The organism is Agrobacterium vitis, assembly GCF_037039395.1.
GTDB classification, from domain to species: domain Bacteria; phylum Pseudomonadota; class Alphaproteobacteria; order Rhizobiales; family Rhizobiaceae; genus Allorhizobium; species Allorhizobium vitis_E.
In genome coordinates this window covers 2044525-2057910 of record NZ_CP146242.1, presented here as the reverse complement: position 1 = coordinate 2057910, position 13386 = coordinate 2044525, and the positions used below count along the sequence as shown (strand labels likewise).

Annotated in this window: 11 protein-coding genes and 1 pseudogene; all 12 read right to left on the bottom strand. The window is 57.9% G+C overall.

Translation table 11 applies throughout. From position 1 onward, the window contains the following. Window positions 1-3 precede the first annotated feature (3 nt). Window positions 4-1561, bottom strand: a pseudogene (locus V6582_RS12210) (formate dehydrogenase beta subunit). A gap of 8 nt (window positions 1562-1569) precedes the next feature. Further along, entirely contained in the window at window positions 1570-2049 is a 480-nt protein-coding gene (locus tag V6582_RS12205; RefSeq protein WP_156632486.1) for a formate dehydrogenase subunit gamma, read from the bottom strand. Window positions 2050-2141: 92 nt separating this feature from the next. After that, a complete protein-coding gene (locus V6582_RS12200; protein ID WP_156632485.1) occupies window positions 2142-3077 on the bottom strand; it encodes a LysR family transcriptional regulator in 936 nt (311 codons plus the stop codon). A gap of 77 nt (window positions 3078-3154) precedes the next feature. Then, complete coding sequence (locus V6582_RS12195) at window positions 3155-3493, bottom strand: ArsR/SmtB family transcription factor (protein ID WP_234889722.1); 339 nt, start codon at window positions 3491-3493, stop codon at window positions 3155-3157. Window positions 3494-3599: 106 nt separating this feature from the next. Further along, window positions 3600-4532, bottom strand: coding sequence for an L-lactate dehydrogenase (locus V6582_RS12190; protein ID WP_156632484.1), 933 nt, complete (start codon window positions 4530-4532; stop codon window positions 3600-3602). Window positions 4533-5353: 821 nt separating this feature from the next. Further along, window positions 5354-5761, bottom strand: coding sequence for a F0F1 ATP synthase subunit epsilon (locus V6582_RS12185; protein WP_015917380.1), 408 nt, complete (start codon window positions 5759-5761; stop codon window positions 5354-5356). A gap of 68 nt (window positions 5762-5829) precedes the next feature. Beyond that, window positions 5830-7287, bottom strand: a complete 1458-nt coding sequence (atpD, locus tag V6582_RS12180) for a F0F1 ATP synthase subunit beta (protein ID WP_156554891.1) — start codon at window positions 7285-7287, stop codon at window positions 5830-5832. A gap of 24 nt (window positions 7288-7311) precedes the next feature. Continuing rightward, window positions 7312-8193: a F0F1 ATP synthase subunit gamma gene (locus V6582_RS12175; protein WP_015917382.1), complete on the bottom strand. Its 882-nt coding sequence runs from the start codon at window positions 8191-8193 to the stop codon at window positions 7312-7314. A 30-nt stretch (window positions 8194-8223) separates the two neighbouring features. Then, complete coding sequence (gene atpA, locus V6582_RS12170) at window positions 8224-9750, bottom strand: F0F1 ATP synthase subunit alpha (RefSeq protein WP_015917383.1); 1527 nt, start codon at window positions 9748-9750, stop codon at window positions 8224-8226. Then, on the bottom strand, window positions 9750-10331 hold the full coding sequence (locus V6582_RS12165) for a F0F1 ATP synthase subunit delta (protein WP_337739300.1): 582 nt from the start codon (window positions 10329-10331) through the stop codon (window positions 9750-9752). Before V6582_RS12165 ends, atpA begins: the two co-directional genes overlap by 1 nt. A gap of 250 nt (window positions 10332-10581) precedes the next feature. After that, a complete protein-coding gene (locus V6582_RS12160; RefSeq protein ID WP_156632483.1) occupies window positions 10582-10974 on the bottom strand; it encodes a DUF4345 domain-containing protein in 393 nt (130 codons plus the stop codon). Window positions 10975-11166: 192 nt separating this feature from the next. Then, window positions 11167-13386, bottom strand: coding sequence for a primosomal protein N' (locus tag V6582_RS12155; protein ID WP_156632482.1), 2220 nt, complete (start codon window positions 13384-13386; stop codon window positions 11167-11169).

Below are 13386 nucleotides of genomic sequence, written 5' to 3'. Positions count from 1 at the left end.
TCTTTACTCCGCCGCTTCAACGAGGGGGGCAGGCGCAAAATCCTGCGGGAAATGCGTCAACGCGCTCATCACAGGATAGGGCGTAAAGCCGCCAAGCGCGCAAAGCGATCCAAATTTCATGGTGTTGCAGAGATCTTCCAGCAGCACCTTGTTCTTTTCCGGCTCAATGCCCTTTGCAATCCGGTCCACGGTTTCGACGCCCCGTGTCGAGCCGATCCGACAGGGCGTACACTTGCCGCAGCTTTCGACAGCACAGAATTCCATGGCAAACCGGGCCTGTTTCAGCATATCGGCGCTGTCATCGAAAACCACGATCCCGGCATGGCCGATCAAGCCACCGGCTGCGGTAAAGGCCTCGTAATCGAACACCGTGTCAAACAGCGAGGGCGGGAAATAAGCGCCCAGCGGCCCGCCCACCTGCACCGCCTTTATCGGACGGCCCGTCAAGGTGCCGCCACCGATATCGTTGATGATCTCGCCCAGCGTCAGGCCAAAGGCGGTCTCGTAAAGGCCACCGTGTTTGACATTCCCAGCAATCTGGATCGGGATGGTGCCATGCGACCGGCCAACGCCGTAATCGCGGTAGAACTGTGCGCCACGGTCCATGATAACAGGAATGGAGGCCAGCGACATGACATTGTTGACAACGGTTGGCTTGCCGAACAGCCCCTCCAGCGCCGGAAGCGGCGGCTTGGCCCGTACCACGCCACGTTTGCCTTCCAGGCTGTTGAGCAGCGAGGTTTCCTCACCACAGACATAGGCGCCGGCTCCCTCCCGGACCTCCATATCGAAAGCGTAAGCAGAGCCTAACACGGATGCTCCCAGAATACCCTGCTTGCGGGCAATCTCGATGGCCTCACGCATCACGGCGATGGCATGAGGATATTCCGAGCGGGTATAGACATAGCCCTTGGTGGCACCGACAGCGATCCCGGCAATCACCATGCCTTCGATCAGCACGAAGGGATCACCCTCCATGATCATCCGGTCGGCAAAGGTGCCACTATCGCCTTCATCGGCGTTGCAAACGATGTATTTCTGGTCGGCTTTGGCGTCCGCCACGGTTTTCCATTTGATGCCGGTGGGAAAGCCCGCCCCGCCGCGACCACGAAGGCCGCTTTCGGTGACCTGGGCGACAATGTCGGCGGGCGGCATGGCAATCGCTTTTGCGAGGCCGGTCAGACCCTTGTAATGCCGATAATCTTCCAGAGACAGCGGATCGGTAATGCCGCAACGGGAAAAGGTCAGCCGGGTCTGGTTCTTCAGGAAAGGAATATCGCTGGTCAAGCCATGACAGAGCGGATGGGCAGTCTCCCGTCAAAAACCCGGCGTCGAACAGGCCAGCGACATCGGAAGGCTTGACTGGACCATAGGCGATCCGGCCGCTTTCCGTGCGCACTTCGACCAGGGTTTCCAGCCAAAGCATGCCGCGAGATCCATTGCGAATGATCGTCACATCGGCATGGCGTGCCGCAGCCTCCCGCTCTATGGCGGCGGCAACCTTATCGGCTCCGACCGCCAAGGCAGCGGCATCACGGGGAACGAAAACGGTAATGCTCATCGGCCCGCTCATCGACGGGCCTCCATCAGCAGGTCGTCAAGACAGTGCTCATCCAACCGGCCATGCAATTCCCCATCCAGCATGGCGGCGGGCGCGCAGGCACAGAGCCCGAGACAGAAAACCGGCTCCAACGTCACCGCACCATCAGCGGTGGTTTCATGCCAGTCGATACCGAGCCGGGCCTTGATCGTTTCGCCGAGAGGCTCGCCACCTAGGGATTGGCAAGCCTCGGCCCGACAGAGTTTCAGGACATGGCGACCGGAGGAATGATCGCGAAAATCATGGTAGAAACTGACGACCCCATGCACTTCGGCCCGCGACAGGTTTAAGGCACGGGCAATCACCGGTTTGGCGCTATCAGGCACACACCCGAATTCGCGTTGAATGGCATGCAGGATCGGCAGAAGGGGGCCTTCGAGATGCTTGAGGCCATCAATGATCGCCTCCACCCTGGCCATATCGGCCTCCGCAACCACATGCATATTCATTGCTTCCTCCTCAGCGGCCAGCAACAACGGCATGCGTCGTGCGGCAAGACGGTACACTCACCCGTTTTGCGAGAATGAATCCAGCCAGTCGCTCAGGTCAATACTGCTGTATCGTTACGCGATAGAAAAAACCTATCGAAGGCTTGTGCAGCCGCGAGGCGGCGCGCTTCATGCAACAGCGCCGAAACCAATGGCGTATAGGGTTCACGATGGGTCGCGACCAGCCCGACCAGATGCTGGGCCTGCGGCTCTACAATCGGCACCATGCGAATTTCCTCCGGAAAACCGAAGGATTCCGCCACGTTACGCGGCATGATCGACGACCATTGCCCGGTCCGAATATGAGAAAACAACACGATCATCGAGTTGGATTCCAGCGTCGGCCGAGGCACCACCCCCGCCTCGGTGAAATGTTGATTGATGATGCGCCGGTTCTGCATATCGGGCGTTAATAGGCAAAGCCGAAGATCGGAAACCTCTTGCCAGGTCACGCTTTCCCGGTCGGCCAGCGGCGTGCCGGTCGCAGCAATCAGGTGATAACGCTCGGCATAGAGTGGCACGGACGTCACCCGGCCAAGCGGTTCATTGTCGAGATAGGTGATACCCGCATCAATCTCCAGATTTTCCAGAAGGCTGAGGACCTGGAGAGAATTGCGCGACACCACCTGGAACGTCACAGCCGGGTGATGCGCCTGAAATGGCTCCGTCAGCCTCTGCACCATGGCCAGCGCTGTCGGGATCACCGCGAGGCGAATATGCCCAGCCAGACCATTGCGCGCCGCTCGCATTTCCTCACGCATGGTGCGCGCATCACCGACAATCCGCCGCGCCCATTCCAGCACCCGCTGTCCCTCGGGCGTCAGACCTTGAAACCGGGAACCGCGTTGCACCAGGATCACACCCAGTTGACCCTCAAGCTGGCGGATGGCCGCAGACAGCGTGGGCTGGGAGATGCCGCATTCTTCCGCAGCACGACCGAAATGCTGGGCACGGGCAAGAGCAATGAAAAATTCCAGCTTGTCGATCATCGCTGCCCCGCCTGTCGCCCGAGCCTTGAATCATCGGAAAGGCCGAAGCACGTCCTTCGTCGGCAGTCCCATGCGCATCAATCACGCAGGTCGAATGTCGTCTCCTCGCCCGCAGGCGAACAATACATCTGGTACAGCACCGATACCAGTTCCTTCACCGCCGGATTGGTGATCGAATAATAAATCTGGCGCCCGGACCGCCGGCTTTCCACCAGATTGTCCATCCGCAACCGTGCCAGTTGCTGTGAAACAATGGCCTGCTGCAATTGCAGGAGCGCTTCCAACTCGCCGACCGTCTTTTCTCCTTCGCTGAGAATACACAGGATCAACAGCCGGTTTTCATGGGACAGGGCTTTCAGAAGAGCAGCGGCGCCTGCTGCTTTCTGCATGAAGTTGGCCAATTGGCTCGCCGGCATTTCGGCGTCTCTTGAAGAAGCGATCATAGGTTCCATCGAATGACAATGTCTACGGACTGCTGAACACCGGATGAAGGGAGGCGGATCAGCGACGGACAAAAACGGCTCAACATGGCACAGACAGCGCGAGATCCTTCAGCATCCTCGCGCTCTTGGCCAAGGCAATCCGCTCTGTTTCATCAAGATCAGGCACAAGATCCATCAGAATTCCGCTCGAGCCAATCACCCGTGGCACGGATGCCGCAACATTGGTGACGCCTGCCAGTTCCGCGGTGACGCTGGAAACGGAAAGCACGTCACGCTGATCGCTGGCAATCGCCTTGACGATCCGTGCCAGACCGGCACCGATACCGTAATAGGTGGCACCTTTTCCCTTGATAATCTTGTCGGCGGCGCGGCGCACACCGGCGTCGATCTCACTGCGAACCGCATCCGTCACCGGCTTGCCCGCCTGTTCGGCAAAGGACATCAATGGCACGGCGCCAACCATCGCGTTCGACCAGGCCAACACTTCGCTATCGCCATGCTCGCCCAGAACATAGGCATGGACGGATTGCGGTGAAATCTCCAGATACCGCCCCAGCAGGCTGCGAAACCGTGCGGTGTCGAGTATGGTGCCGGAGCCGATCACTCTCTGTGGCGCAAGGCCCGAGAGGCGGGTCGCGATATCGGTCATGATATCGACAGGATTGGAAGCGATCAGCAAAATTGCATTCGGTGCGGCTGCGAGAACCTGGTCCACGACCTGACGGAATACGTCCGCATTGCGGCCAAGCAATTCGAGGCGGGTTTCACCCGGTTTCTGGCTGACACCTGCCGAGATGATAACTACGCCAGATCCGGCGAAATCATCATAATGTCCGGCCCGCACAAGGGTTGCGGAGACGAATGGCACGGCATGGGAAATGTCCTCGGCCTGGGCTTGGGCCAGATCCGTATTATAATCGACCAGCACGATTTCCGAGGCGATGCCAAGCATTGTTAACGCATAGGCCGATGCACTGCCCACCATGCCCGCTCCCACTATGCCGACCTTCATGTCCCCACTCCTGACCGCGAAACTACCCGCGTTACTAACCCCGTATTCACGCCTTATCGCGCGTCTCCGCATGGAGATCTGCTGCGAAAGCTCTTCAATCCCAGAGGGTTGAAAGGCACTGTTATAGACTACAACATAATTTCGAAACGGCAAAAAATGCACGAAATGCGATGCCGGACGTCCTTAGGCTCTCCCCATGCGGCCGTGCTTATGAAGGTTTATTGCGTTCGTCACCTGCAGCGCTTTACTTCACTTCTAAATCGATTGAGAAGAGTATTACTTCTGAGTAAGCCCGGACAGTGACGTTACGTGAGGCGAGTGTCAACCGCGCCGTCCGGCCATTTTTGAGTTAGAATGACCCCTTGCGACATAAAAAATCATGGTAGCGCAATCATTTGAGAGCAGAACGCCGTCAGAATGCTTCCGAGAGCATCAGCACCATTGGGAGCCCGCAATGACACTATGCCGAGAGCGACAAAGAACATCTGAAAAACGACACTATAACACCAGTCCCGAAAACACAGACTCGCCTATCCCAATACTGAATGGCAGGAAGCGAAGTTTTGGACGTGTTTATCTTAAACTGAATATGGGAGGAGCATACATTAAATGGAACGGCCGAAAAGCGTTTTAAAAATCATCGACCGCTTCTCGCATATTTTCCCAGATTCAACCGGACTGAACGAGAAAACTATGCGGAAAACTCAAAAAATTACAATATATTAAGGAGGCTTGATGAAATCGAAGAGGTTTTAGATATTACCACAAAAAAGCGGCCACGAGGGCCGCCTTGATAACCGAAAAATGAAGAGCAGCGTCGATCAGGCTGGAACCAGCACGCCGTTCAGATGCGTCATCGCGTTCAAGAATTGTTCCAGCTTGGTGCGATGTTCGTGATTTTCCGTATCGTCCAGTTCAGCTTTGGCCAGCTCGATCCGCTTCATCAGCGTATCACGGCTCAATTCATCGACTGGCACGGCGCTTTCCGCCAACAGGGTCAGTCTTTCCGGTGTGATATCGGCAAAACCGCCGAAAATAACATATTTGCCGGTTTTTCCGGAAGCGAACTTCACCGTTACAACACCCGGCTTGATCACCGTCATCGTCGGCGCATGGTGGGCCATGACGGTCATCTCACCTTCGGTCGCCGGAATGACAACCTCGCTTACCTTTTCCGAGATCAGTAACCGCTCGGGGGAAACGAATTCGAAATTGAAATTGTCAGCCATGGCTTTTTACTTTCTAACGCTGGAAACTGAACGCACGGCTAAAAACCGTGCGTTCGTCGATCCATGGATCAGGCAGCAACAGCTGCCAGCTTCTTTGCCTTTTCGATGGCTTCGTCCATCGAGCCGACCATGTAGAAGGCGGCTTCCGGCATATGGTCATAGTCGCCATTGACCAGTCCCTTGAAGCCCTTGATCGTGTCTTCCAGCGACACGAGCTTGCCTGGCGAGCCGGTGAAGATTTCGGCAACGTGGAAAGGCTGCGACAGGAAGCGCTCGATCTTACGGGCGCGGGCAACCGCGATCTTGTCGTCTTCGGACAGTTCGTCCATCCCAAGGATCGCGATGATGTCCTGGAGCGACTTGTAACGCTGCAGCGTCGACTGAACCTTACGAGCCACTTCGTAATGTTCTTCACCGACAACCATCGGGTCGAGCATACGCGAGGTGGAGTCGAGCGGGTCAACAGCCGGGTAAATACCCTTTTCAGCAATCGAACGGTTCAGAACGGTCGTTGCGTCCAAGTGGGCGAACGAGGTTGCAGGAGCCGGGTCGGTCAAGTCGTCGGCGGGAACGTAAATCGCCTGAACAGAGGTAATGGAACCCTTGTTCGTGGTGGTGATGCGTTCCTGCAGGGCACCCATGTCGGTTGCCAGTGTTGGCTGATAACCAACGGCCGAAGGAATACGACCCAGAAGAGCCGACACTTCAGAACCAGCCTGCGTGAAGCGGAAGATGTTGTCCACGAAGAACAGAACGTCCTGGCCCTTGTCGCGGAAGTCTTCAGCGATGGTCAGACCGGTCAAGGCTACACGCGCACGCGCACCCGGAGGCTCGTTCATCTGGCCGTAAACGAGGGCGCACTTGGAACCAGCAGCAGAGCCGCCGTTTTCATGCGGGTCGACGTTCACCTTGGATTCGATCATTTCGTGGTACAGGTCATTGCCTTCGCGGGTACGTTCACCCACGCCAGCAAATACCGAGTAGCCGCCGTGCGCCTTGGCAACGTTGTTGATCAATTCCATGATCAAAACGGTCTTGCCAACGCCAGCACCACCGAACAGGCCGATCTTACCGCCCTTGGCGTAAGGAGCGAGAAGGTCAACAACCTTGATGCCGGTCACCAGGATCTGAGATTCAGTCGATTGCTCAACATACTCAGGAGCAGGCTGATGGATGGCGCGACGAGCAGTCGTCGTCACCGGTCCAAGTTCGTCGACCGGTTCGCCGATGACGTTCAGAATACGTCCGAGCGTCTCGTCGCCGACAGGCACGGAGATCGGAGCGCCGGTATCGGAAACCGGCTGGCCACGCACCAGACCTTCGGTCGAGTCCATGGCAATTGTACGCACCACATTTTCACCGAGATGCTGCGCCACTTCCAGAATCAGGCGTTGACCGCCGTTTTCTGTTTCCAACGCATTCAGGATCGGCGGCAAGACGCCGTCGAATTTCACATCGACGACGGCGCCGATGACCTGGGTCACCTTGCCCGCTGCGGGAGATGTCTGGGTCGCTGCCCTAGCCATATTCATACCCTCTTTTGTTCAAGCTCAGAGCGCTTCGGCGCCTGCAATGATTTCGATGAGTTCGGTGGTGATCTTGGCCTGCCGCTGGCGATTGTAACTCAGCGTCAACTTGTTGATCATCTCACCCGCGTTGCGCGTGGCGTTGTCCATCGCGCTCATCTTGGCACCCATTTCACCGGCTGCGTTTTCAAGAAGCGCACGGAAAATCTGCACCGCAATGTTACGCGGGATCAGGTCGGACAGGATCGAAGCCGCATCCGGTTCGTAATCATAGATCGCGGCAGCGCTGCTGGAAGCTGCCGGAGCGTCGCCTACAGCCGCTGGAATCAACTGCCGGGCTGTTGGGATCTGGCTTATAACCGACTTGAACTCCGAATAGAACAAGGTGCAGACGTCGAATTCGCCCTTGTCGAACATGGAGATCACCTTGCGGGCAACCGTATCCGCATTTTCAAACGCAACGCGCTTGACCTCGCGAAACTCAGTCCGCTCAACGATCAATGCGCCGAATTCCCGGCGCAGACTGTCATAGCCCTTCTTGCCGACGCAATAGATCTTCACGGTCTTGCCCGCTGCCAGCAAGCTGCGCACATGATCACGCGCAAAACGCGAGATCTGTGAATTAAAACCACCGCAAAGACCACGCTCCGCAGTGCAGACCACGAGCAGATGCACGTCGTCCTTGCCGGTGCCTGTCATCAGCGTAGACACGCCGTCATCACTTCCAACCGCCTGGGCGATATTGGCGAGAACGGCGCCCATGCGCTGGGAATACGGCCGGGCGGCCTCGGCCGCCTCCTGCGCACGACGCAACTTAGCCGCAGCGACCATTTTCATCGCTTTGGTGATTTTCTGCGTCGCCTTGACGGAGGCGATCCGGTTTTTCAGATCCTTTAGTGAAGGCATCCGTTAATCCGTCCTTGGCTCGAGTCCGATTTAGGCGAAAGACTTTGCGAACGTATCGAGAGCAGCCTTGAGCTTGCCCTTGACGTCATCGCTGATAGCCTTCTCCGTGCGGATTGCATCGAGAATGTCCTTGCCTTCTGTCCGGAGATAGGAAAGCACGCCATGCTCAAACCGACCGACATCACTGACGGCAAGCTTATCGAGATATCCGTTGACACCAGCGAAAATCACAACAACCTGCTCCTCCACCTTCAACGGGGAGAACTGCGGCTGCTTCAGAAGTTCGGTGAGGCGCGCACCACGGTTCAGCAAGCGCTGTGTTGCAGCGTCAAGGTCGGAACCGAACTGGGCGAAGGCTGCCATTTCACGATACTGGGCAAGCTCACCCTTGATCGAGCCAGCAACCTGCTTCATGGCCTTGATCTGAGCGGCAGAACCAACGCGCGAAACCGACAGACCAACGTTAACAGCTGGACGAATGCCCTGATAGAACAGGTCGGTTTCAAGGAAGATCTGGCCGTCGGTGATCGAGATCACGTTGGTCGGAATGAAGGCCGACACGTCGTTGCCCTGGGTTTCGATAACCGGCAGAGCGGTAAGCGAACCAGCGCCACGCTCGTCGGAGAGCTTGGCAGCGCGCTCAAGCAGACGCGAATGCAGATAGAAAACGTCGCCAGGATAAGCTTCACGGCCCGGAGGACGACGCAACAACAGCGACATCTGACGGTAAGCAACAGCCTGCTTGGACAAGTCGTCATAAGCGATCAGGGCGTGCTGGCCCTTGTCGCGGAAATATTCGCCCATCGTGCAACCAGCGAACGGAGCCAGATACTGCATGGGAGCAGGATCAGAAGCGGTTGCCGCGATGATGATGGAGTATTTCAGAGCGCCACGCTCTTCCAAAACCTTGACGAACTGGGCGACGGTGGAGCGCTTCTGACCGATAGCCACGTAAACGCAGAACATCTTGTCATCGCCACCAGCATCATGTGCAGGCTTCTGATTGAGGAAGGTGTCGAGAATGATGGCGGTCTTGCCGGTCTGACGGTCGCCAATGACCAACTCGCGCTGGCCGCGGCCAACCGGGATCAGAGCATCGATGGCCTTGATGCCTGTCGACATCGGCTCATGAACGCCCTTGCGCGGAATAATGCCAGGAGCCTTGACGTCAACGCGCGAACGGATTGCCGAGTTGATCGGACCTTTGCCGTCAATCGGATTGCCGAGAGCGTCAACAACGCGACCCAGCAGCTCAGGACCAACAGGAACTTCAACGATGGCGCCGGTCCGCTTGACGGTGTCGCCTTCCTTGATGTCGCGGTCGGAGCCGAAGATAACCACGCCGACATTGTCGGATTCGAGGTTCAGCGCCATGCCCCGGATACCACCGGGAAACTCGACCATTTCACCGGCCTGAACATTGTCCAGACCGTAGACGCGGGCAATACCGTCACCGACGGACAGAACCTGGCCGACTTCGGAAACTTCAGCGTCCTGGCCAAAGTTCTTGATTTGATTTTTCAGAATTGCGGAAATTTCCGCGGCGCGGATATCCATCAGCCAACCTCTTTCAGTGCAAGCTTAAGGGTGGAAAGTTTGGTGCGAAGAGACGTGTCTATCTGACGGGAGCCGATCTTGACGATCAGACCACCCAGGAGAGACGGATCGACAGTCACGAACATCGTAACGGTCTTTCCGGTCGCGCTCTTCAGCGCCTCCTTCAGTTCGGTTTCCTGCGCCGGGGTCAGCGCATGAGCAGAGGTCACATCAGCAGCCAGTTCGCCACGGTGGCGCGCCGCGATAATGCGGAAGGCTGCGATCATGCCGGGAACGGCAAACAGGCGACGATTGGCTGTAACAAGCTTCAGGAAATTGCCGACGAGGCCGCCAATTTCAGCCTTGTCACACAGAGCTGCGATGGCCGAAGCCTGCTGCTCACTGGTGAAGGCCGGGCTGGTCACCAGCCGCTGCAGATCGACGCTTTCATCGATCATCGCCTGGAAACGATTGAGATCGCCAGCCACCGCATCCACAGAACCCGCCTCGCGCGCCAGCTCGAAAAGCGACGACGCATAGCGCTCTGCAACTGCGGAAACCGGCTGACCGGAAATAGGCTGGGATGTGTCTGCCACGGGCACAAAATTCCCTGAATGTTACTCAAAACTGTTGCATGCGCCGGCTGGCGCAACACCAGTTTGATATCGTTTAAGTTTTCCCCGGACTTAACAAGCAGTGCAGCTTGTATCGTCCAAATTTGCGGTCCGTCTAGCATACGATCCCCGGACTCGCAACACGGGTATTAACGGAATAAACGAGGAGGGCAACCCGCTTTTGACGATTTTGTGATCTTCACCGTCAAATTAATGAGGCGGATTGCGCGAAATCGCGTCACACCAGGCCAAAGACGTAGATGAAAGGCAAAACGCCTAAAACAGTGACGGCAATTATAAGTAGAAAATTGCGCCAGGTCGCTCCGCGAGCTCCCCCATGGTCCGACAGGATCGACAAAATCAAACCAAACAGCCCGACCCCCAGAGTGATCCCATAGGCCAGATAGAGCATCGGCTGAGCCAGCATTACGGCGCTCGCCCCAAGGCCAGCCATCATGCCACCGCCCAGACGCAGCGCGGCCAGCCCTTCCCGGCCCTCCCGCCCGCTTAGACCGAGCCCCCGAAGGGTGATAACAGGGGCAAACATGATGAACAGGCCCAGAAGGGCAAAGAGCGCGGCGCTGGCAAAGGCCAGCTGCTCGCCGGTTTCGGTCGGAAAATAAAATTCCATGACAGCCTCTGGTGGTCCTTTGTGATCGTCCCTGTCTCAGGCCTGGATGCGGCGCAAAACAGGAGGATGAATAGTATTTGCGCTCTTATGCCACAGGCAAATCCAGGCGCAATATCCGGCTTTCGTCACCTCAAGCCCTGAAGGCCCTTTATACGAAGGATTATTGGAAATCACTCGTCGTATTCCCCGGCATCAAAGAAAGCTCTGCGGATCGACATCCACTTGCACCTGGATGGAGCGACGCTCTTTTGGGCCGTTGCTCAGCATCGCAGCGACAAATGCCTGCATGTCGCTGGCTTTGCGGCCATGAATAAGCAGGCGGAAACGATGGCGGCCACGGATCAACGCCAGCGGTGCCTCGGCAGGCCCCAGAATGGCGATGCCGCTGACGGCAGGGGCCGCCTGGCGCAATTGCCGGGCATGGGTTTCCGCATCCGCCCGGTTATCCGCCGACACGATAATCGATACCAGCCGCCCGTAAGGCGGCAGAACCGCCCGCTCCCGCTCGGTAATTTCCCGCTCATAAAAGGCATCGGCATCGCCGGAGACGATGGCTTGCATCACCGGATGCTGCGGTTGATAGGTCTGCAAAAGTCCATGGCTTTTCAAGCCGGTGCGCCCCGCCCGACCCGTCACCTGACTGAGCAATTGGAAGGTTCGCTCAGCGGCCCGTGGATCGCCATTGGCAAGACCGATATCGGCATCGACGATGCCGACAAGCGTCATCAGCGGGAAATTATGCCCCTTGGCCACCAATTGCGTGCCGATGACAATATCCGCTTCGCCCTTGGCAATCGCTTCCAATTCCAGCCTGAGCCGTTTGACGCCGCCGAGATCCGACGACAAGACCAGCGTGCGGGCATCGGGAAAATGCCGTTCCACCTCCTCGGCGATCCGCTCCACGCCCGGCCCGCAGGCAACGAGATGGTCCAGCGTTCCGCATTCGGGGCAGGCATTGGGCGTTGGCTCGGCATAACCGCATTGATGGCATTGAATCTGGCCGCGAAACCGGTGCTCCACCAGCCAGCTGGAACATTGCGGACATTGGAAACGATGGCCACAGACCCGGCACAGCGTGAGCGGCGCATAGCCCCGCCGATTGAGAAACAACAGCGCCTGCTGCTGTTTTTCCACCGTCTTGCCGATGGCCCGCAGCATGAGAGGCGAAAGAAACCCGCCCCGTTCCGGTGGATGGCGGCGCATATCGACAAGATGCAGATCCGGCATCGCTGCATCGGCAAAACGGGTCGGCAGATGAATGCGCTTGTAGCGACCGCTATAACTGTTGACCTGGCTTTCGACGGATGGCGTGGCCGAGACCAGCACGGCGGGAATACCGGCAATCCGCGCCCGCACCACCGCCATGTCGCGGGCGTTGTAAAACACCCTGTCTTCCTGCTTGAAGGCCGGATCATGTTCTTCGTCGACAATGATCAGCCCCAGATCGGCAAAGGGCAGGAACAGTGCCGAGCGCGCCCCGGCAACCACCCGGATGTCGCCTGTCGCTGTCTGCCGCCAGACTTTTTCACGGGTCCTGGTGGCGAGGTCGGAATGCCATTCGCCGGGCTTGGCGCCAAACCGGTCCTGAAATCTCTCCAGAAACGCCGTGGTCAAGGCGATTTCCGGTAGAAGAATCAGCACCTGACGGCCCTGGCGCAGGGTTTCGGCAATTGCTTCGAAATAGACTTCCGTCTTGCCGGACCCTGTGACGCCATCGATCAGCGCCACCGAAAACCCGCCATCCCGAACACTCTCCACCAGCACCTCGGCTGCGCCCAGCTGCGGACCGGAGAGACGATGGGCGGCGTAATCGGGATCTGGCAGGGCCACCAGCGGTGGAGGCGGCAGAAATACGGTTTCAAACAGGCCGAGCTTTGCCATGCCGTCAACCACCGACGTGGAGACCCCTGCCGCATGAGCAAGCCCGCTCTTGGTCCAGGAAAGCCCATCCTCAGCCAATTCCAGCACTTTTCTGCGGGCCGGGGTCAGTTTTTCCGGGGCATGACCGCTGTAGCGTAACCCTTCGATCATCGGGTCGGGATCGAAGGCGGCAGGCGCGCGCAAAGCCATGCGAGCCACCAATCCGGGCGGAGAAAGAGTATAGGCCGCCACCCAGTCGATGAAACGGCGCATGCCCGCATCCAGCGGTGGGCAATCGAACACCTTCTCAATACTACGCAGTTTGGCGGGATCGACCTTGGCCCCATCATCGTCGCCATCCCAGACAACGCCAACCACTTTGCGCGGCCCAAGCGGCACCTGCACGATGGCGCCAGGCGTCAGCATCATCTCATCGGGAACGGCGTAACTGTAAGGCCCCGGCGCCGGCAGGGGCACCAGGACGGGGACGGCGCGGGGGGCAGGACCGGCCTTGGCGCGCGGACCAAACAGATCTGACGATTCGGTGCTCAT

Coding starts and splice junctions, on each gene's coding strand:
- V6582_RS12205 (WP_156632486.1), bottom strand. CDS start 2,049: ATGAATATGCATGTGGTTGCGGAGGCCGATATGGCCAGGGTGGAGGCG.
- V6582_RS12200 (WP_156632485.1), bottom strand. CDS start 3,077: ATGATCGACAAGCTGGAATTTTTCATTGCTCTTGCCCGTGCCCAGCAT.
- V6582_RS12195 (WP_234889722.1), bottom strand. CDS start 3,493: ATGCCGGCGAGCCAATTGGCCAACTTCATGCAGAAAGCAGCAGGCGCC.
- V6582_RS12190 (WP_156632484.1), bottom strand. CDS start 4,532: ATGAAGGTCGGCATAGTGGGAGCGGGCATGGTGGGCAGTGCATCGGCC.
- V6582_RS12185 (WP_015917380.1), bottom strand. CDS start 5,761: ATGGCTGACAATTTCAATTTCGAATTCGTTTCCCCCGAGCGGTTACTG.
- atpD (WP_156554891.1), bottom strand. CDS start 7,287: ATGGCTAGGGCAGCGACCCAGACATCTCCCGCAGCGGGCAAGGTGACC.
- V6582_RS12175 (WP_015917382.1), bottom strand. CDS start 8,193: ATGCCTTCACTAAAGGATCTGAAAAACCGGATCGCCTCCGTCAAGGCG.
- atpA (WP_015917383.1), bottom strand. CDS start 9,750: ATGGATATCCGCGCCGCGGAAATTTCCGCAATTCTGAAAAATCAAATC.
- V6582_RS12160 (WP_156632483.1), bottom strand. CDS start 10,974: ATGGAATTTTATTTTCCGACCGAAACCGGCGAGCAGCTGGCCTTTGCC.
- V6582_RS12155 (WP_156632482.1), bottom strand. CDS start 13,386: ATGAGCACCGAATCGTCAGATCTGTTTGGTCCGCGCGCCAAGGCCGGT.